Origin of the sequence: Flavobacterium sp. SM15 (genome assembly GCF_022012335.1) — a bacterium.
GTDB lineage: Bacteria > Bacteroidota > Bacteroidia > Flavobacteriales > Flavobacteriaceae > Flavobacterium.
Genome location: NZ_JAKLTO010000003.1, coordinates 50,968 through 68,952, shown reverse-complemented (window position 1 = coordinate 68,952; position 17,985 = coordinate 50,968). Strand labels below are relative to the sequence as shown.

Below are 17,985 nucleotides of genomic sequence, written 5' to 3'. Positions count from 1 at the left end.
TCGTTTTAGGAAAAACAAATTTAGCAAAATTAGGTTACCTTTGCAGCATTATGCAAAAGAATATTTCTGTTGTTATCAGCACGTATAATTCTCCCGAATGGCTTAAAAAAGTGATTTGGGGCTATAACACACAAACCTACCGCAACTTTGAGATGGTTATTGCCGATGATGGTTCCCGTAAGGACACTTTTGATTTGATTGAGCAGATGAAAAAAGAAGTGTTCTATCCTATCATTCATGTTTGGCATGAAGATAACGGTTTTCAGAAATCTCAAATTCTGAACAAAGCGATTTTAGCTTGTACCACTGATTATATTATGATGTCGGATGGTGATTGCATTCCGCGACCGGATTTTGTAGAACAACACATCAAATTTCGTGAAGAGGGTTATTTTCTTTCCGGTGGTTATCATAAACTGCCGTTGAATTTATCTAAAGATATTACTAAAGAAGATGTTTATTCCGGAAAGTGTTTTGAAGTGGATTGGCTTAAAAAACACGGAATGAAATCCTCATTTAAAAATAATAAGGTAAATGCCTTAGGTTTAAAAAGCTGGTTTTTAAATTTACTGACTCCAACCACACCAAGCTGGAACGGTCACAATGCTTCCGGATGGAAAAAAGATATTGTTGCCATCAATGGTTTCGATGAGCGTATGCAATACGGCGGTCAGGACAGAGAACTTGGAGAGCGCCTGGTAAATTTAGGTATCAAGCCCAAACAGATTCGTTACAGTACGGTTTGTTTGCATTTGGATCATCCAAGAGGCTATGCTACTCCGGAATCGATCAATAAAAATTTGAACATTCGAAAAGAAACCAAAGAACAAAAGAAAAAATGGACGGACTTTGGGATTGTTAAATAGTTCTCAGTCTTAGTTTTAAGAAATAAAAAAAGCTCCGATTCATTCGGAGCTTTTTTGTTTTTATAAATTGTTTTTTAGGAATTTGTCAAGTTCGGGAAGAATTAGTTCCGGAGTTAACTGTTTGTACAATTCGTCCGGATTCGCTTCTATTTTTTTACGTTCTTCAAAAGTAAAGCTGTCAAATAAATTCGGTTTCATTTCCAACAAATGCACGGAATGATGAAATTTACCGTCTTCAAAACTCGCCCAATGGTCTTTGTTTACATAGGGTGAAAAGATGGTAAAGGTAGGCTTGTTCAAGGCTTTTGCAATATGTACGGTTCCTCCTTCATTAGAAACCAAAGCGTTACATTGGGACATTAATTTAATGAAATCACGAATGCTAGGCGCATAAATATCCAAAATAATGTTTTCCTTCTTTTGGCACATTTGGTAGATTTTCATGGCTTCTTCTTTCTGATGCGGTGCATAATTGAAAAGAAGGTTTACATCGTAATGCTCGGCAATGAAATCACACATTTCAGCGACATATTCGTAAGGCATGGACTTTTGCGGAGTACTTCCCAAAACACCCAGTACGATTACTTTTTTATTGGCGTATTTGCCCAGCCAGTCTTCTTTTTTTTCTGCTTCGGATAAAAAGATTTTCGGTTCGTAATCAATCGGTTCGAAGTTACCGGCCTGACTCAAAAGATGGATTCGGTCTTCGATGGCTTTTCCACAAATTTTAGTTTTCTCTTTGGATATTTCCACAGGATGGGTGTAATACCCCCAGTTTCCAAATTTCTTACGGCTTTTGTGCCCGATGGTTTGTTTGGCTCCCGAAAATTTACAGATCAGTCGGCTTTGCGTTTTGGAATACGGATCGAAAATCACATCGTATTTTTCCTTTCGGATTTGACGAATCAGTTTTAAAAGAACCGGAAGTTTTTTCAGCTCTTTATCATTGATGGAGATGATTTTATCAATGTTGGGATTGTTTATAATTACACCGTGCGTAAAATCGTAAGCTAAGAAATGCACTTCACTCTCCGGATATTTTGCCTTGAAATTGTTGGCAATTACCGAACTGATTAATACATCGCCGATCCGTTTGTTTTGTATGATTAAAATCTTCTTCATAAAACTAATTCTTGGTGCAAAGTACTATTTTTTATACTTTTAAACCAAAATATTATCTACAAGCGTGCGAATCATTACTCATTCCCAATACGAAAATCAGAAAGAGGCTTTGCTTCAGTTGGTTAGCAACTTTTTTAAGGAAGGCGACCTGATTGTAAAAGGTTCTCGTAACACCATTAAATCAAATGTTCTGGGGGGTGAGAAGGTAAATCTGAAGTATTTTAAGAAACCGGGCGCTGTAAAATCGATAATTTATTCGTTTTTCAGAAGTACCAAAGCTAAACGCTCGTTTGATTATGCGAATTATCTTTTAAAGCACAATATCCCAACTCCGTTCCCTATTGCTTATATTGAAGAGCGAAGTGGTTTAGGCTTGTTGGGCGACAGTTATTATGTGAGTGCACAAATCGATTACGATTTCACCATCCGAGAACTAATTCATGATCCTTTATTTCCCGAGCGAAACCTTATTTTAGAGCAATTTGCCGAGTTTACTTTTAAGATGCACCAAGCAAAGGTAAATTTCTTAGACCATTCGCCGGGTAATACTTTAATTATTAAAAAAGGAGCTGGGCACTACGATTTCTACCTGATTGACTTGAACCGCATGAAGTTTGAAAACCTTTCCATCGAAGCTAGAATGGATAATTTCAAAAAGATGTGGCTTTCCAAAACCATGGTAAAAGTAATCGCTAAAAAATATGCGGAACTAAGTGGCGAATCTGAAGCAAAACTTAATCAAATCCTTTTAGAAAAAACAGTAGATTTCAAACGCAAAATCACCAAAAAGAAGTGGTTGAAACGCAAACTGAAACGCAAATAAAAAAGCTCCATAATTTGGAGCTTTTCTTTTATATTCTGTGCGAGAGGATTAAACCGCTACATCATATTCGCGTAAAGCGTTATTTAAAGACGTTTTCAAATCCGTTGAAGGTTTACGTTTTCCGATAATCAGTGCACAAGGTACTTGGTATTCTCCCGCTGCAAATTTCTTAGTATAACTTCCCGGAATCACTACAGAACGTGCCGGAACAATTCCTTTCATTTCTACAGGTGTGTCTCCTGTAACATCAATAATTTTAGTAGAAGCTGTCAAACAAACATTCGCCCCTAAAACCGCTTCTGTTTCTACACGAACTCCTTCCACCACGATGCAGCGTGACCCAATGAACGCACCGTCTTCAATAATTACCGGAGCGGCTTGTAATGGTTCTAAAACCCCACCAATTCCAACACCTCCGCTCAAGTGAACGTTTTTACCAATTTGAGCACAGCTTCCCACGGTTGCCCATGTGTCTACCATGGTTCCTTCATCTACATAAGCCCCGATGTTTACATAACTTGGCATCAAAATCACGCCACTTGAGATGTAAGCACCATGACGTGCCACTGCGTTTGGAACTACACGAATTCCTTTTTCGGCATAATTGCGTTTTAAAGGCATTTTGTCGTGGTATTCAAAAATTCCCGCCTCCAACGTTTCCATTTTCTGAATCGGGAAGTACATCACCACGGCCTTCTTCACCCATTCGTTTACCTGCCAGCCGCCTTCAATTGGTTCGGCCACGCGTAATTTTCCTGAATCTAAAAGTTCGATCACCTCACGGATCGCTTTGGTTGTAGTTTCTTCCTGTAACAAAGCACGGTTTTCCCAAGCTTGTTCGATAATGGTTTGTAATGCGTTCATAAAATTTGATTTTGAGCAAAGATAAAGGATTTTGAGTTATAAGTTATGAGTTGTAAGTTATGAGTTATGAGGGATAAGTTATAAGGGATAAGAGTTTTGTGATGAATTGTGATAAGAATAGTTTTTCCTTTTCTCTTTTCCCTTTTCCCTTTTCCCTCTTTCCTTCTCCCATCTCCCTTCTCCCTTCTTCCTCTTTCCTTTTCTGGAGCTAAAGGCTTGGGCGTTTTTGAAATCCCTTTTCCCACTGTCCGCTCTACAAGGTGCCGCTCCCATCGGGGCTAAGGGAAGAGGCTTTTTGTTTTTTTGGAATCTTTGGAATTGGTTTGTAATGTATTCCATTTATCTTCTAACGTGGAAAATGGGGTTTAAAATGGGTATAACCCCGTTACTTGACGGGGAAATTGGGGTTCAGGATAGGGTTTACCACGTTATATAACGTATTTAGCCACGTTCCGAATCTGTTTCACCACGTTGTTTAACCTGGAAAAAGGAGTCTCGAACGTGTCTGACCACGTCCTATAACGTGTAAAATGAGGTTGCAAACGTGGTCAACCACGTTGTCTAACGTGTTTAATGCAGTTCAAAACGTGTTTAACCCCGTCCCTCAACGTGGTAAAAGAAGATAACAACGTAGTAAAAGTGGCTTTTAATTGTTTTTCAAATGTCGTATCTTGTAGCAAATTGCAGTATCATGAAAGATTATTTTTCCGTTCAGCTGGTCGATTATTCCAAATTCCGTCCCAATTATCCCGAGCCGATGCTTGAGGAAATACTTTCTTTAATTAAAAATAGAGATTTTGCGCTTGATGTGGCTACGGGCAACGGTCAGGTAGCGGTGGAGTTGGCCAAGTATTTCAAAACCGTTTACGCGACCGATATCAGTGAAAAACAATTAAGTCAGGCCATAGCGGTTCCAAATGTGATTTACAAAAAAATGGCCGCGGAAACCACCGATTTTGAGAACGCACAATTCGACTTAATTACCGTAGCACAAGCGATACACTGGTTTGATTTTGAGGCTTTTTACCAAGAAACAAACCGTATCCTCAAACCTGAAGGCATTTTTGCCGTTTTGGGCTATGGTTTTTTTTCTACTAACCCTGATTCGGATAAAATCCTTTGCCACTTGTATGAAGATATACTTGGGACGTATTGGAATCCGGAACGCCAGTATTTAACCGATGCCTATCAAACGATACCATTTCCATTGGAAGAGCTTGTCAATAAAAGGTTTTCCAGGGAATATAGTTGGTCGTTTGAGCAGTTGATTGGTTATCTGCAAACCTGGTCGGCTACGATGAATTACATCAAAGAGCACAACCAAAATCCCGTCGATTTGATCAAAGAAGAGTTAAGAGAATCGTGGGAACGTAGTGATAAAAAAGTAACCTTTCCAATGTTTTTGAGGGTGGGAAGATTAAAATCATAACTTTGTAAAAAATAAAAGAAATGTCAAGAATCCTCGCCATAGACTACGGGTTAAAACGAACAGGAATTGCCGTTACCGATGAAATGCAGATTATCGCTTCTGGTTTGACAACGATCCCTTCCGAAACCGCAATTGCTTTTTTAACCGATTATTTTCAAAAGGAAAAAGTAGGAAAGGTGCTAATTGGCGAACCCAAACAAATGAATGGCGAGCCTTCGGAAAGCACCCCAATAATCGAAGCCTTTGTGGTAAAATTCAAACAGGCCTTTCCCGAGATGAAACTGGAGCGCGTGGATGAGCGTTTTACTTCCAAAATGGCGTTTCAAACCATGATTGACAGCGGGCTGAAAAAGAAACAACGTCAGAATAAAGCGCTGATTGATGAGATTTCCGCAACAATAATGCTTCAGGATTATCTATCTAGAAAAATGTTTTAAAATTCTCTTCAAATTCCTTAAAAATGATTTTACAGGTACTAAAGCCTTGAAAATTAAGATAACTTTTGCAATGGAAGCCGTAAATTTGTGCATTCAAATCCATTGCAATGACAACAACAACACAAAAATCTGAAGCAGATGTAGTTTTGATTGGCGCCGGAATTATGAGTGCTACTTTAGGATTACTTCTGAAAGAACTACAACCCAATTTAAAAATCGAAATATTTGAACGCCTTGACGTGGCTGCCGCCGAAAGCTCTGATGCTTGGAACAACGCGGGAACCGGTCATGCGGCGTTTTGTGAATTAAACTATACACCCGAAAAAGCAGACGGTTCGATCGATACCACCAAAGCAGTTAAAATTGTGGAAGCTTTTGAAGTTTCGCGTCAGTTCTGGTCGTATTTGGTGGAAAAAGGACTGCTTAAAAATCCGGAAAGTTTCATCAAGCACGTGCCGCACATGAGCTTTGTTTGGGGCGAAAAAAATACCAAATACCTTAAAAAGCGTTACGATGCGATGCAGCAGTTCCATTTGTTCAAAGACATGGAATATTCTGAAGATCCGCAAACCATCAAAGAATGGGCGCCGCTTATTATGGAAGGAAGAAAAGGAGCTAAAAAAGTAGCCGCTACCACCATGAAATACGGGACAGATGTGAATTTTGGAGCATTAACCCGCAGCATCTTCAAGTATTTGGAAACCTTAGAAGGGGTTACCATGCATTTCAACCATGAAGTAAAAAAACTTCGCAGATACGACGATGGTACATGGCGCGTACGCGTAAAAGATTTGGAAACCGGAGGAAAGAAACGCGTGAAAACCAAATTCGTTTTCATTGGAGCCGGTGGAGGTTCGTTGTTGCTGTTGGAAAAAGCAAACATTCCGGAAGGAGAGGGTTATGGTGGTTTCCCGGTTAGTGGTCAATGGCTCAAATGTACTAACGAAGAATTGATTGCCAAACATCAAGTTAAAGTTTACGGAAAAGCAGCTGTGGGCGCACCACCAATGTCGGTTCCGCACATCGATACCCGTATGATTGACGGTAAAAAAGCCTTATTATTTGGGCCTTATGCGGGATTTTCAACAAAATTCTTAAAGAACGGTTCCTACTTCGATTTGGCAAAATCTATTCAATTGGACAACATCAAACCGATGCTTTCTGCAGGAATCAATAACATTCCGCTTACCAAATATTTAATTGAGCAGGTTTTCCAGTCTTCAGAAGACCGAATGAAAGCCTTAAGAGAATACCTGCCGGACGCGAAACCGGAAGACTGGACCTTGGAAAATGCCGGACAACGCGTTCAGGTTATCAAAAAAGACAAAAACGGTAAAGGTGTTTTGGAATTCGGAACAGAAGTAGTAAACTGTGCCGATGGTTCGTTAGCAGTGCTTTTAGGGGCATCTCCGGGAGCATCCACCGCAGTTTCTATTATGCTGGATTTGATCAGTCGTTGTTATAAAGACGAATTGGCAACTCCGGAATGGCAGGCAAAATTAAAAGAAATGATCCCATCATACGGACAATCGTTAAATGCCAACCCGCAATTGGCAGACGAGATCCGATACAAAACCGGAACCATTTTAAAACTTCGCGATGTAGCGACCGTATAAGTAAAATAGTAGTACAATAGAAAGAGAAACGCATCATTTTGGTGCGTTTTTTTATTCTTCTTTTTGTAGTGTTTTGGAAACTTTCAACAGGTTTTCCGATAAGTTGATAAGCCAGATCAGTTGGTCGATTACCAGTTGTGCTTCTTCCATTTTCTGGCGGAAAACTTCATCGTCTATCCCATCGTTTTTCAGCTCGTTGGCACGAATGTTTTTCAACTCGGTAAAGCTTAAATCTAAGCGTTCTTTTTCGTCTTCGGTTAAAGAAAAATTGCTTTTGCTGTTGAGGGATTGAATCACTAAATTGAGGTTTCTGATTACCGAATTTGCCACAATATTAAAGGCTTCCGAAGCTTTGGTGGTTTTGTGCGACTGAACATAAGTACCCAAGGATGCGGCCGAAGAAAGCAATGTGTGATTCAGAACCACAAATTTGTAAACCTGAGCCATGTTTTTCTGTTTGGATTTCGGTTCCTGTTTCATGCGCTGAAAAGAGGCCATCAGGTTTCCGATTTCTATAAATGCCTGTTTTCGTGCCAATTTGTAAGCGGTGGTCACTTCCCCTTTTTCATTGTAATAAACGGTAATCTCTTTTAAATAATTCCTATTAGCTACGATGGATTTTTCGAGGTAGCGGTTGAGGTTGAGGAATTCCCAGGAAGGCCATAAAAAGTAATTGGCAAGGAACGCCAAGGCAGCTCCAAAAAGGGTATCGAGAACTCGGTATTGAATAACTTCCAGAACGTTGGGGGTAATCATTCCGTAAATGAAAATCACATAAATCGTTACAAAGGTAGCTCCAACTTTGTAATTTGTTTGAGAATAAGCGTAACCCAAAATCATTGCAATTACAGACAAAGTTCCTAGTACATAATGATTCTGAACGAAGTACAAAACACCAAAGGCAAGCGCACCACCTAAAAGCGTCCCGTAAATCCTTTCGAATGAGCGTTGTTTAGTTAGGCCGTAACCCGGTCGCATAATTACCACAATGGTCAGTAAAATCCAATAGCCGTTCTGGAATGGCAGCACTTTACCAATAATGAAACCTATTAAAATCGTAATCGATAAGCGCAACGAATGCCTGAACGTTGTAGACGAAAAGCTGAGGTTTTCCAAAAGTGTACCGATGCGGTAATTTTGCGGGGTCAGGAACTTTTCGATTTCCTTGTTTTTGCGTTTTAAAATTTCGGGATTCATCGAGCCGGTCAAAGCCTGTTCGATCACTTTTATCTTTTCAATTTGTTTTTGGGCGTAATGCTGCATGTTTTTGAGCATTAAAACGCCTTCAGCAGCTTGGTCTTTTCCAACTTCTTCCTGATATTTTTGGATCACTTTTTCAAGGTTCTCCAACGCATTGAACAGAACGTTATCGGGGATATATTCCGAATCGGCTTCCAAACTTTGGGATAGTTTTTTTAAAGTGGAAGCAATGGTGTAGGCCAGATTCTGATAGGTTTTTAAAACCTTCGGATGGCTGTCGAATTTTTGGTGCAGGTTGTTATGGTTGAAAGCAAAAGACAACGCGATTTCAAGGATTTCGACCAAATTGGTAAATATAATAAGCTTCCTTCTGTTCTGATTGGAATTGTTGGAATTGATTGCGTTTCGAATCAAAAACTCACGTATATTTTCATGAATGGCATTGATTTCCACCTGAAGTTCCAGTTGCTTTTCAATTATTTTAGAGCGATCGGCATCGGTATTCCACAAATCACCGCGAAGTTTTAAGTATCGGGAAGTAAGTCGTAAACAATCAGCCAGTTGCAAATCGATGTAACGATGAGGTCGTAAAAAGTAAAACAGAAGTGAGACAAACAGATAAAATATTCCGCCCAATAAAATATAGCCACAATGCTTTAAAAGTTCAACCCCAGTATAGGAATGACTGAAAACCAAGGTAACGGAAATCAGGCAAACAAACGAAATCATATTAGCCCTGTGTCCGTAAACGGAAAGCATCGAAAAAAAGAAAACTAACAGGAGCAAGGCCGGATAAACGATAAAGGTGTAATTCTGAATAAAACCTAAGAAAAGATTGGTGCCTGTAATCAGGAAAATGGCAATTAAAATACCTTTTATTTTGTGGTTTAAACTTCCCGGTACATCGCTTGGAAAGGTAAGCAGTGCACCTAAGGCAATCACAAAACCTTCCTGAAAATGTCCCAGTTGTGCTAATACGAAAACAGGAAGCACACACGAAAGCGTTGCTTTTACAGCGTTTGCAAAATTTGTGTTGTCGGTGTATTTTTTTATTCTTTGAAGCATAAGACCAGTGCAAAGGTAGGTGCATGTAAGAAAAGCAACTATAAATTTAAGAATCATTTCACATATTATGTTTAAAAAAAGTCAAAACCATTGAAAGACTGTCTATTTGTTTGTTTTTTGCTTACTTTTGCGGCATAATTAAGTAGCAGAAAATGATTTTACCGATTATAGGATACGGCGATCCGGTACTTCGCAAAGTTGGAGAAGAAGTTTCAAAAGATTATCCGAACTTAAAAGAAGTGATTGCCAATATGTATGAAACCATGTATAATGCGCATGGAGTTGGGTTGGCAGCCCCTCAGGTTGGTTTGGCGATCCGTATTTTTATTGTGGATTGCGAACCGTTTAGCGACAGCGATGATTTGTCCAAAGAAGAGGAAGAACAATTAAGAACATTCAAGAAAACCTTCATCAACGCTAAAATCTTGAAAGAAGAAGGCGAGGAATGGGGTTTCAATGAAGGTTGTTTGAGTATTCCGGATGTGCGTGAGGATGTGTTCCGTCATGAGCAAATCACCATTGAATACTATGATGAGGATTTCAACAAGCATACCGATGTTTATGAAGGCTTGATTGCCAGAGTAATCCAGCACGAGTACGATCATATTGAAGGAATTTTGTTCACCGACAGAATATCTTCATTAAAAAAGCGTTTAATCTCCAAGAAATTACAAAACATCATGGAAGGGAAAGCCCGTCCGGATTATAAAATGAAATTTGCTGCCAAAAAAGGTCGATAATTTTTGTTTTTCAATGTAAAGATTAGATATTTGCTATCTTTAAAATAATACACACAATGAGCATAGAAAGAATATTAGCCATTTCAGGTAAACCGGGATTATACGATTTGAAATTACAAACCAGAACAGGATTCGTAGCCGAGTCTTTGATTGATGGTAAAAAAATAACGGTTGGAATGCGCAGCAACGTAAGTTTGTTATCTGAGATTTCCATTTATACTAACAGTGGTGAAGTACGTTTGTCTGAAGTTTTCAGAAAAATCGCTGAAAAAGAAAACAATGGCCCTGCTATTTCTCACAAAGAAGATAACGCTAAATTAGAAGCCTATTTCGGAGAAATTTTACCGGATTACGATCAGGACAGAGTATATGCTTCCGATATCAAAAAAGTACTGAACTGGTACAACATGCTTCAGGCAAAAGGAATGGTTTCCAAAGAAGCTCCGGCTGCTGCTGAAGTTGAAAAAACGGAAGAATAATTCTTTTAAAAGAAACGACAATATAAATCCCGCCTTCTGGTGGGATTTCTTATTTTTACACAAATTCTGATGCTATGAACACACGCCAGCAACAATTAGAAGCGTTTAGCCGACTGCTTGACATCATGGACGATTTACGTGAGAAATGCCCATGGGACAAAAAGCAAACCCTTGAAAGTTTACGTCATCTAACCATTGAAGAAGTTTATGAATTGGGCGACGCGATTCTGGACAACGATTTGGATGAAATCAAGAAAGAGCTGGGAGATGTGCTTTTGCATATCGTTTTTTATTCTAAAATCGGAAGTGAGAAAAAAGCTTTTGATATAGCCGATGTGGCCAATTCGATTAGCGATAAGCTGATCGACCGCCATCCGCACATTTACGGAGATGTAGTAGTTGAAAACGAAGAACAGGTTAAACAGAATTGGGAAAAACTGAAGCTGAAAGAAGGTAAGAAATCCGTTTTGGAAGGTGTTCCTAAGAGTTTGCCCGCGATGGTAAAAGCAAGTCGTATTCAGGATAAAGTGAAAGGTGTAGGTTTCGATTGGGAAGAACCACACCAAGTTTGGGAAAAAGTTCAGGAAGAGCTTTCGGAACTGCAACATGAGGTAAAAACGGCCGATCAAGATAAAATAGAAGCTGAATTTGGCGATGTTTTGTTCTCGATGATCAATTACGCACGGTTTTTGAAAGTGAATCCTGAAGATGCTTTGGAGCGCACTAACAAGAAGTTTATGAAGCGTTTTATGTATCTGGAAAGCAAGGCTAATGAGCTTGGAAAACCGTTGTCGGACATGACTTTAGCGGAAATGGATGTGTTTTGGGAAGAAGCAAAAAAACTTTAATTTTCAGTTAAGTAAACAGTTTATAATATGATCGCAAAAACACCGGAAGCGCCTTATTACGCAGTGATTTTTACATCGGTTAGAACAGAAATCGAAGAAGGTTATGCTCAAACTGCAGATCGAATGGTGGAATTAGCTACTGAACAACCCGGTTTTTTAGGAGTAGAATCGGCACGTAATGAAATTGGAATAACCGTTTCGTATTGGAAAGATTTGGAATCGATTAAAAACTGGAAAATGAATGCCGAGCACACCATTGCCAGAGAAACCGGCAGAAGCGATTGGTACAAAGCGTTCAAAGTGCGCATTGCTAAAGTGGAGCGCGATTACGATTTTACAAAATAACAGAACAATAATGAGAAAAATTACCTTACTGTTTCTTTTGCTTGCAAACAGTATCATTGCTCAAAAAACCGTCAAAGTAACGGAACAATTGGTTAAAGTTAAACCTAATTCAACACAAGAATGGTTGTTTGGATTTGCTTCCGGCGATGAAATCCAGTTTTCTTTTATCGAGGAAAACAATAAAAATATTGCTGAATTTTCGGTTACTGAATTTCCGGAAGTAGTTAAATTTCAGGAGATTGATTTTAAGAAGGTTAAAAAAGAACGCTTGAAGGTTCAACATACTCAGGTATATAAATTTCAGGTAAAAAACACTTCTAATGAAGAATTGAAGCTGTCGGTTTTTATCAGTAGAAACCCCAGTACTAAGGAAACTCAAAATTTTAATACTGCTGTAAAATGGGTAACGGAACAGGATACTGTTTGGAATTCGGTTACTAAAGATGTGGTGGTGGGTTATGATACGCTTTTGGTTCAAAAGACAAGAAAAGTGGCCTATTACGAAAAGAAATACGAAGAAATGGCTTTGGATAAAACCCAGCGCGTTAATGCCAAAACTACTTTTGATTCCAGTACTTCCAGCGTGTTTTTTTCCTTACCTAAAAATGAAATTTCAGAAAACGAAACCAAAAAAGTGGTTGCTTGGGCTTATTGGGTTGGAGTAGGGAAAGAAAGTAATGAATATTGGCAGCAAAACCGTAAAATGATTGTAGGAGCTGTGCAAGGTGCCACTACGATATTTTCAAGTCCTTTAGGTGGAATTGCCGCTGGAGCTGTAACGAATATGGTTTTGCCGTCCATCGGGGAAGATGTAGAGTATTTTTTGGTAAATGAAGAGAACAAGAAACTGTTTTTAGAAGAAAAACCAATTAAAGCCTTCGATTTAGGTAAAGGAATTGCTGCTTACAAACGTTTTACGGAAAATAATTTACTCCAAGGGAAGTACTTTATCATGCTCAAGAACGATAATTATGTACAACCGATAGACGTAAACGTGAAGGTTTCTGCAATTGTGGAGCACAAAAAATACAAAAATGAAACGTATATGGACAAGCAGATTACGCCAAAGTATGCAAAGAAAATAGTTTCAGAACCAACAATCAGTACAAGAAAATTCCCTGCTATTTTTGATTATAAGAGAAAGTAACGTTTATAAATTAATGATTTTTGCTTTCACCTGAGTTGAATTAATCAGGGTTTGATAAACAACACAATAGCGTTCTGTTAGCTTCAGTAGTGTCTGGATCTTTTCTTCGGTTTCGTTTGATTTGATTTCAAAGGTTAACCGTATTTGTTTGAAGCCAACCGGAACTTCTTTTGAAATGCCCAGAGTTCCTCGGAAATCCAAATCACCTTCTGCTTTGATAATGCAGTCTTCTAATAGGATTCCTAAGGAAGTTGCCACGGCGCTTAGGGTTACACCGGTACAGGCTATAAGGGCTTCTAAAAGCATATCTCCGGAGCATAATTGTAAACCGGTTCCGCCTGTTGCAGGATGGAGTCCTGCTTCCGAAATTTGTAATCCGGTTTCTATTTTACAGGAAACGTTTTCTCCAATACGACCTTTTGCTTTTAAGGTTATTAATGCGGAAGCCCCATCGTTGGCGTATTTTTCCTTTAACGGAGTTTGTATTTTTTTTAATTCTTCACCGGTCATGATGCCTAAATTTAAAGGATAAAAAAAGCCGTAATTTGATTAAAATTACGGCTTTTGCTTTATTTTTATTCCTGTTTCAAGCTTCTAATCTGTTTAAGCTTCTCTTTCCAGGTTTTTAGTTCTTCTTTTTGACGTTCAATGCTTTTGTTTACTTCTTTTACCAAAGGATTGTCTGCTTTTGCGTTGGAAATGAACTGAATGTTGTTTTCCAATTGGAAGATGTCGTTTTGTACTTCATCAATTTTACGCATGATGAAAATCTGTTCGTTTTGAAGCTGGCGTTCATCTCCTTCGGCTAATTGACCTAAGCGGTTGTTGAATTTGGCCATTTCCGCATCTTTTTTCGAAAGACTTAATTTATCGAATAATGCATCAAGAATTTTATTGAATTTTCCTTCGATATGACGACGGTTGTGCGCCACTTTACCTAAACCTTTCCAGGTTTCGATGTGTTTTTTAATAGCGTCTAAATCCGTTTTGTGTTCGCCGGTAAGTTGGAAATCTTTTAGCGATTCCAGATACTCTTTTTTCTGGTCAAAAGCTTCGGTTTCTTCTGCACTGGATTCATTTCTTTTAGCGTGCATACGATCGAAATAGTGGTTGCAGGCTTCTTTGAAATCCTTCCAAACCGCATCAGAATATTTTCTCGGCACATGACCTATTTTTTTCCATTCCTCCTGAATTTGTTTCATGACTGGTGTGGTAGCATTAAAATCATCGCTTTCTTGCAGTGATTTTGCTTTTTCCACCAAAGCCAGTTTTTTGTTCAGGTTATCTTGTTGGTCTTTTTTGATGTCTTTGTAGAACGCGTTTTTCTGTGCGTTGAAATTGCGAACGGCATCTTTAAAAGAACTCCAGGTTTCTTCGTTTACTTCCATCGGAACTTTTCCGGCCTGCATAAAAGCTGCACGTAACGCTTCGATTCGCTCTATCTGGCTTTGCCAAACGTTATGAGAAGCAACTTCTTCTTTAGCGATGGCATTAATTTGATCGATGATTTCCTTTTTCTTGGCTAAATTTACCTCTTCAATTTCTCTTGCTTTGGCAAATAATGCTTCGCGCTTATCGTGTAGTTGACGAGTCAATTCACTAAAACGGTTCCATAATTCTTCACGGTGTTCACGGGAAACCGGCCCGATTTCTTCTTTCCAGATTTTATGCAACGATTGCAATTCGCGGAAGGCTTTGGAAACATCTTCTTCGTTTACCAATTCTTCTACACGGACAATAATACGTTGTTTCTGCTCCAGATTGTGTTTGAAGTCTAAATCGCGGGCTTCACGATCCAAGTGTAAATGATCGTAAAAACGCTCAATATGAAAATGGAAATTATTCCAAACGTGGTTGTATTTGTCGCGCGGAATTGGCCCTGCGTTTTTCCATCGGTCACGTAATTCGTTAACGGTTTTCAGGGTTTCCTGAATGCTGTCTCCAGAATTATCGATTAGGTTTTTTAGTTCTTCAATAATGGCAAGACGAACGTCTAAATTGTGTTTCAGGTTGTTCTGTACTTGCTTGAAGTGTTGATTTTTTTGTTCTTTATAGTTGTTGTAAATCGAATCGAATTTGTTTTTAAGCGGAAAATGGTAATCGAAACCGGAAGTGTCGCCATTGTTCTCATGACTGTATTCGTCACGCTTTTCATCGATAAAGTGATGGTATTTTGCCATAAATTCCTTACGGATTTCCTCCACGTGGTTGCGGATGGCCATCATCTTTTCATTGGAAACCAGTTTGTTCAGTTCTACGGTTAATTCGTCCATCGACATCGCTTCATAATTCAGCATAGGAATGTCGTGAGCTTCGCTAATGCTTTCGTCTTCACTTTCCTCTGCATTAGAACTCTCTATGGCTGCGATTGCCTCTAGATTTTCGTTTTGAACAGTTTCCTCGTTTGTAATTTCCTGTCCGTCTGCCACTGGCAGGTTATCATTCTTTTCTTCTAACATTGAAATAAATGCTTAAGTTTAACAAAATTGAGCCGAAAGATACTAAAGCAAGCCGAAAATTCAAAAGAAAAGCGGTTAAATAAAAGACGATTTCTGTTTAAAAGTAAATTAAATCGATTAGGAGCGAATGGGTAGTGAATTTTTGGTTTCCATGTTCCCGCTATCCATTGCAATCCTCACTAAAACGTGAGGATTTACACTACTATCGGGGCTAAAGTGGTTACTTTTCTGAAAATCAGTATTATAAGTAATTTTTTACTAAATTGAAAATTAGCGGTTCCAGATTTCCCAAGCTTTTTCTGCCTGAAAAACAAGCATGTCGTGCCCGTTTTTAATTGTTGCTCCGTTTTCTTTTGCCAATTGTAAAAATTTGGTTTCTTGAGGGTTGTAAATCAGGTCGTAAGCGATGTGTTTTTCGGTAAATAAGGAATAATCCAGTTCCGGGCATTGATCAATGTTTGGAAAAGTACCAACCGGAGTGGTATTTACAATTATTTGGTATTCTGAAAACAGTTCCGCATTTAATTCCTTGTATGACAATTCATATTCAGAAGGGTTACGGGAAACAAAATCAAATTCAATTCCCAGTTTTCTGAAGGCAAATGCCACAGCTTTACTAGCTCCGCCTGTGCCTAAAATCAACGCTTTTTGGTGGTGTTTTTTTAATAATGGTTTCAAAGATTTTTTGAATCCGTGAAAATCGGTGTTATAGCCTTTAAGGGTTCCGTTTTTTGATATTTTAACGGTGTTGACCGCTCCAATGGTTTTTGCGTTTTTGGATAATTTGGTTAAATAGGGGATAACAGTTTCTTTATATGGAATGGTTACGTTCATTCCTTTAAGATTTTTGGTATCGGCAATAATTTTAGGAAATTGCTCAATGGATTCCACATCAAAATTCTTATAGGAGTAATGCGTGAAATTGATTTTCTCGAATTTCTCTGTAAAGTACCCTTTGGAAAACGAATAGCTAATATTCTTTCCCAATAAACCGAATTTTTTTTTCTTGAGTTTTTTCATAAAAAATTATGGTCAGCTAATTCAACAGCTGACCATAAAGATACTAGTAAAATGTGGTATTTGATTTACTAATCGTCTGTTTTTTTATGTTTGGCAATCTGATTTTGAACTGTTTTTCTGCTCCAGATTACCGGAAATAATTCTTCTAATAACGTGTGGTTTGCAAAATTTAAACGTAAACCGTTTGCCAAGTGGAACTTACCTTTTGTTTCGTCTTGAAGCATGAAATACAAACCCGCCAAACGGTATTCAACCTCAAATTCTTCAGGGAAAAATTCCGAAGCTTGTAAAAGGGTTTGTACTGCACTTTCAAATTCGCCTAAAAATTGTAAAGTATCGATCCAAAAAAGCCAAGTATCCAATTCATAATCACCATATTCAACTGCTTTTCGGTAACCGTACTCTGCTTCTTCATAGAAATTTAGCGCTCGGTTAATTGTTGCATAACGCTTCCAGTACAATTTGTTTTCGTTGTCGATACTAATGGCTTTATTAGCATAATACAACGCTTTCTGGAAATTCTTCTGACGAATGTAAAAATCTGTTATGGCAATCCAGGCTTTGTCTAATAAAGGGTCTTCATGAACCGTTTTCTGATAAAACTGTAACGCTAATTCTGTATTACCTAGTTTTTCATGGCATTTTCCAACGCGCAACAAAGCGAAGGAAGTTGCATCGTCCAACTCCATGGTAATGGTATAGCAGTCAATGGCTTCCTGATATTTTTTTAGTTTTTCCAGTGCTTTTGCTTTTTCAAGATAAGCACCTAAAAAGTTTTCGTCGATTAGAGTTGCATAATCAAATGCACGAACCGCTAAATCATAATCTTTTAAAGTGTAATGCTGACGACCTAACTGATGCCAAGCTACTTCACTGTAAGGATTTCTGTCGATAAAGCTGTTTAAAAATAAAATTGCTTCATTGTTCTGATCTAGAAAATCGAAACAATAAACTACATTATAAAGTGCAGAATGATCTTCAATATCTTCATCCAGACATTTGATGAAATTCTCTTTTGCAAGCTCTAATTCGTCCATGAAAAGATATTCCATACCAATTAAATTATATACATCGGCATAATCGTCGGTATAGCGAAGAGCGATTTTCAGCATTTCTACTGCTTTTTCGTGCTCGTCTCTTTTGGAGTGAATGTTTGCTTTTTGAATGTAAACTTCTTCATTGGTCGGTTCGATGGCAAATAACTCGTTGCATAGTTTTTCGGCAATGTCGAGCTTGTCTTCAAATACTAAAAGTTCCACTTGAACCAACTTCAAACCGGTAGATTTGGGATGTTGTTCTAAACCTAATTTTAAAGCCTTTTTGGCTAAGTTTATTCTCCCCGTGTCAAGATAGTGAAGAATGATGTCTTCAAACTCTTCGGAGTCAAAGAAGAATACCTTGTTGGTTTTCAACATTGATTCGAACTTTGATAAGGATAAACTGTTTTCCTCTTCCTCGTTACTCAAATACATACTCCTGTTGTTTAAAATTATCCTTATTAAAATTACTAAGACTTTGCAGCCTT

At 38.3% G+C, this 17,985-nt stretch carries 17 protein-coding genes; 10 read left to right on the top strand and 7 right to left on the bottom strand.

Annotation, left to right across the window (positions count from 1 at the left end; genetic code table 11):
- The first annotated feature begins 50 nt into the window (after positions 1 to 50).
- The gene (locus LZZ90_RS05905; protein WP_237789769.1) at positions 51 to 866 is read left to right on the top strand and encodes a glycosyltransferase family 2 protein; all 816 of its coding nucleotides are present in this window, start codon (positions 51 to 53) and stop codon (positions 864 to 866) included.
- Positions 867 to 926: 60 nt separating this feature from the next.
- Here the strand turns inward: LZZ90_RS05905 and LZZ90_RS05900 are convergent, their stop codons facing one another.
- Positions 927 to 1,988 (bottom strand): glycosyltransferase family 9 protein, encoded by a 1,062-nt coding sequence (locus tag LZZ90_RS05900; RefSeq protein ID WP_237789768.1) that lies wholly within the window; start codon positions 1,986 to 1,988, stop codon positions 927 to 929.
- Positions 1,989 to 2,052: 64 nt separating this feature from the next.
- Between LZZ90_RS05900 and LZZ90_RS05895 the strand changes: the two genes are divergently transcribed.
- A complete protein-coding gene (locus tag LZZ90_RS05895) occupies positions 2,053 to 2,811 on the top strand; it encodes a lipopolysaccharide kinase InaA family protein (RefSeq protein WP_237789767.1) in 759 nt (252 codons plus the stop codon).
- A 48-nt stretch (positions 2,812 to 2,859) separates the two neighbouring features.
- Here the strand turns inward: LZZ90_RS05895 and LZZ90_RS05890 are convergent, their stop codons facing one another.
- A complete protein-coding gene (locus tag LZZ90_RS05890) occupies positions 2,860 to 3,675 on the bottom strand; it encodes a 2,3,4,5-tetrahydropyridine-2,6-dicarboxylate N-succinyltransferase (protein WP_237789766.1) in 816 nt (271 codons plus the stop codon).
- A 661-nt stretch (positions 3,676 to 4,336) separates the two neighbouring features.
- Between LZZ90_RS05890 and LZZ90_RS05885 the strand changes: the two genes are divergently transcribed.
- The 3 genes from LZZ90_RS05885 to LZZ90_RS05875 all read left to right on the top strand — a co-directional run bounded on the left by LZZ90_RS05885 (position 4,337) and on the right by LZZ90_RS05875 (position 7,157).
- Complete coding sequence (locus tag LZZ90_RS05885; RefSeq protein ID WP_237789765.1) at positions 4,337 to 5,104, top strand: class I SAM-dependent methyltransferase; 768 nt, start codon at positions 4,337 to 4,339, stop codon at positions 5,102 to 5,104.
- 20 nt (positions 5,105 to 5,124) lie between these two features.
- Entirely contained in the window at positions 5,125 to 5,541 is a 417-nt protein-coding gene (ruvX, locus tag LZZ90_RS05880) for a Holliday junction resolvase RuvX (protein WP_237789764.1), read from the top strand.
- Positions 5,542 to 5,648: 107 nt separating this feature from the next.
- The gene (locus LZZ90_RS05875) at positions 5,649 to 7,157 is read left to right on the top strand and encodes a malate:quinone oxidoreductase (RefSeq protein ID WP_237789763.1); all 1,509 of its coding nucleotides are present in this window, start codon (positions 5,649 to 5,651) and stop codon (positions 7,155 to 7,157) included.
- Positions 7,158 to 7,208: 51 nt separating this feature from the next.
- Here LZZ90_RS05875 and LZZ90_RS05870 read toward each other — a convergent pair whose 3' ends face one another.
- Positions 7,209 to 9,422: an FUSC family membrane protein gene (locus LZZ90_RS05870; protein WP_237789762.1), complete on the bottom strand. Its 2,214-nt coding sequence runs from the start codon at positions 9,420 to 9,422 to the stop codon at positions 7,209 to 7,211.
- Between the two features lie 152 nt (positions 9,423 to 9,574).
- Between LZZ90_RS05870 and def the strand changes: the two genes are divergently transcribed.
- The 5 genes from def to LZZ90_RS05845 all read left to right on the top strand — a co-directional run bounded on the left by def (position 9,575) and on the right by LZZ90_RS05845 (position 12,981).
- Positions 9,575 to 10,162, top strand: coding sequence for a peptide deformylase (gene def, locus LZZ90_RS05865; RefSeq protein WP_237789761.1), 588 nt, complete (start codon positions 9,575 to 9,577; stop codon positions 10,160 to 10,162).
- Positions 10,163 to 10,218: 56 nt separating this feature from the next.
- The gene (locus LZZ90_RS05860) at positions 10,219 to 10,641 is read left to right on the top strand and encodes a DUF5606 domain-containing protein (RefSeq protein WP_237789760.1); all 423 of its coding nucleotides are present in this window, start codon (positions 10,219 to 10,221) and stop codon (positions 10,639 to 10,641) included.
- Between the two features lie 74 nt (positions 10,642 to 10,715).
- Positions 10,716 to 11,489: a nucleoside triphosphate pyrophosphohydrolase gene (mazG, locus tag LZZ90_RS05855; RefSeq protein ID WP_237789759.1), complete on the top strand. Its 774-nt coding sequence runs from the start codon at positions 10,716 to 10,718 to the stop codon at positions 11,487 to 11,489.
- Positions 11,490 to 11,516: 27 nt separating this feature from the next.
- A complete protein-coding gene (locus tag LZZ90_RS05850) occupies positions 11,517 to 11,834 on the top strand; it encodes an antibiotic biosynthesis monooxygenase (protein WP_237789758.1) in 318 nt (105 codons plus the stop codon).
- Between the two features lie 10 nt (positions 11,835 to 11,844).
- Positions 11,845 to 12,981, top strand: a complete 1,137-nt coding sequence (locus LZZ90_RS05845; RefSeq protein WP_237789757.1) for a hypothetical protein — start codon at positions 11,845 to 11,847, stop codon at positions 12,979 to 12,981.
- Between the two features lie 3 nt (positions 12,982 to 12,984).
- On the opposite strand, the gene LZZ90_RS05840 is transcribed toward LZZ90_RS05845, so the two are convergent.
- The 4 genes from LZZ90_RS05840 to LZZ90_RS05825 all read right to left on the bottom strand — a co-directional run bounded on the left by LZZ90_RS05840 (position 12,985) and on the right by LZZ90_RS05825 (position 17,932).
- Positions 12,985 to 13,491 (bottom strand): OsmC family protein, encoded by a 507-nt coding sequence (locus LZZ90_RS05840; RefSeq protein ID WP_237789756.1) that lies wholly within the window; start codon positions 13,489 to 13,491, stop codon positions 12,985 to 12,987.
- A 65-nt stretch (positions 13,492 to 13,556) separates the two neighbouring features.
- Positions 13,557 to 15,440, bottom strand: a complete 1,884-nt coding sequence (locus LZZ90_RS05835) for a DUF349 domain-containing protein (RefSeq protein ID WP_237789755.1) — start codon at positions 15,438 to 15,440, stop codon at positions 13,557 to 13,559.
- A gap of 270 nt (positions 15,441 to 15,710) precedes the next feature.
- Positions 15,711 to 16,460 carry a shikimate dehydrogenase gene (locus LZZ90_RS05830; protein ID WP_237789754.1) on the bottom strand — a complete coding sequence of 250 codons (750 nt, stop codon included), beginning with the start codon at positions 16,458 to 16,460 and terminating at the stop codon, positions 15,711 to 15,713.
- Positions 16,461 to 16,528: 68 nt separating this feature from the next.
- Positions 16,529 to 17,932: a tetratricopeptide repeat protein gene (locus LZZ90_RS05825; RefSeq protein ID WP_237789753.1), complete on the bottom strand. Its 1,404-nt coding sequence runs from the start codon at positions 17,930 to 17,932 to the stop codon at positions 16,529 to 16,531.
- Between the last annotated feature and the right edge of the window lie 53 nt (positions 17,933 to 17,985).

Coding starts and splice junctions, on each gene's coding strand:
- LZZ90_RS05890 (WP_237789766.1), bottom strand. CDS start 3,675: ATGAACGCATTACAAACCATTATCGAACAAGCTTGGGAAAACCGTGCT.
- def (WP_237789761.1), top strand. CDS start 9,575: ATGATTTTACCGATTATAGGATACGGCGATCCGGTACTTCGCAAAGTT.
- LZZ90_RS05860 (WP_237789760.1), top strand. CDS start 10,219: ATGAGCATAGAAAGAATATTAGCCATTTCAGGTAAACCGGGATTATAC.
- LZZ90_RS05840 (WP_237789756.1), bottom strand. CDS start 13,491: ATGACCGGTGAAGAATTAAAAAAAATACAAACTCCGTTAAAGGAAAAA.
- LZZ90_RS05825 (WP_237789753.1), bottom strand. CDS start 17,932: ATGTATTTGAGTAACGAGGAAGAGGAAAACAGTTTATCCTTATCAAAG.
- LZZ90_RS05900 (WP_237789768.1), bottom strand. CDS start 1,988: ATGAAGAAGATTTTAATCATACAAAACAAACGGATCGGCGATGTATTA.
- ruvX (WP_237789764.1), top strand. CDS start 5,125: ATGTCAAGAATCCTCGCCATAGACTACGGGTTAAAACGAACAGGAATT.
- LZZ90_RS05885 (WP_237789765.1), top strand. CDS start 4,337: ATGTCGTATCTTGTAGCAAATTGCAGTATCATGAAAGATTATTTTTCC.
- LZZ90_RS05875 (WP_237789763.1), top strand. CDS start 5,649: ATGACAACAACAACACAAAAATCTGAAGCAGATGTAGTTTTGATTGGC.
- LZZ90_RS05835 (WP_237789755.1), bottom strand. CDS start 15,440: ATGTTAGAAGAAAAGAATGATAACCTGCCAGTGGCAGACGGACAGGAA.
- LZZ90_RS05870 (WP_237789762.1), bottom strand. CDS start 9,422: ATGCTTCAAAGAATAAAAAAATACACCGACAACACAAATTTTGCAAAC.
- LZZ90_RS05905 (WP_237789769.1), top strand. CDS start 51: ATGCAAAAGAATATTTCTGTTGTTATCAGCACGTATAATTCTCCCGAA.
- LZZ90_RS05830 (WP_237789754.1), bottom strand. CDS start 16,460: ATGAAAAAACTCAAGAAAAAAAAATTCGGTTTATTGGGAAAGAATATT.
- LZZ90_RS05845 (WP_237789757.1), top strand. CDS start 11,845: ATGAGAAAAATTACCTTACTGTTTCTTTTGCTTGCAAACAGTATCATT.
- mazG (WP_237789759.1), top strand. CDS start 10,716: ATGAACACACGCCAGCAACAATTAGAAGCGTTTAGCCGACTGCTTGAC.
- LZZ90_RS05850 (WP_237789758.1), top strand. CDS start 11,517: ATGATCGCAAAAACACCGGAAGCGCCTTATTACGCAGTGATTTTTACA.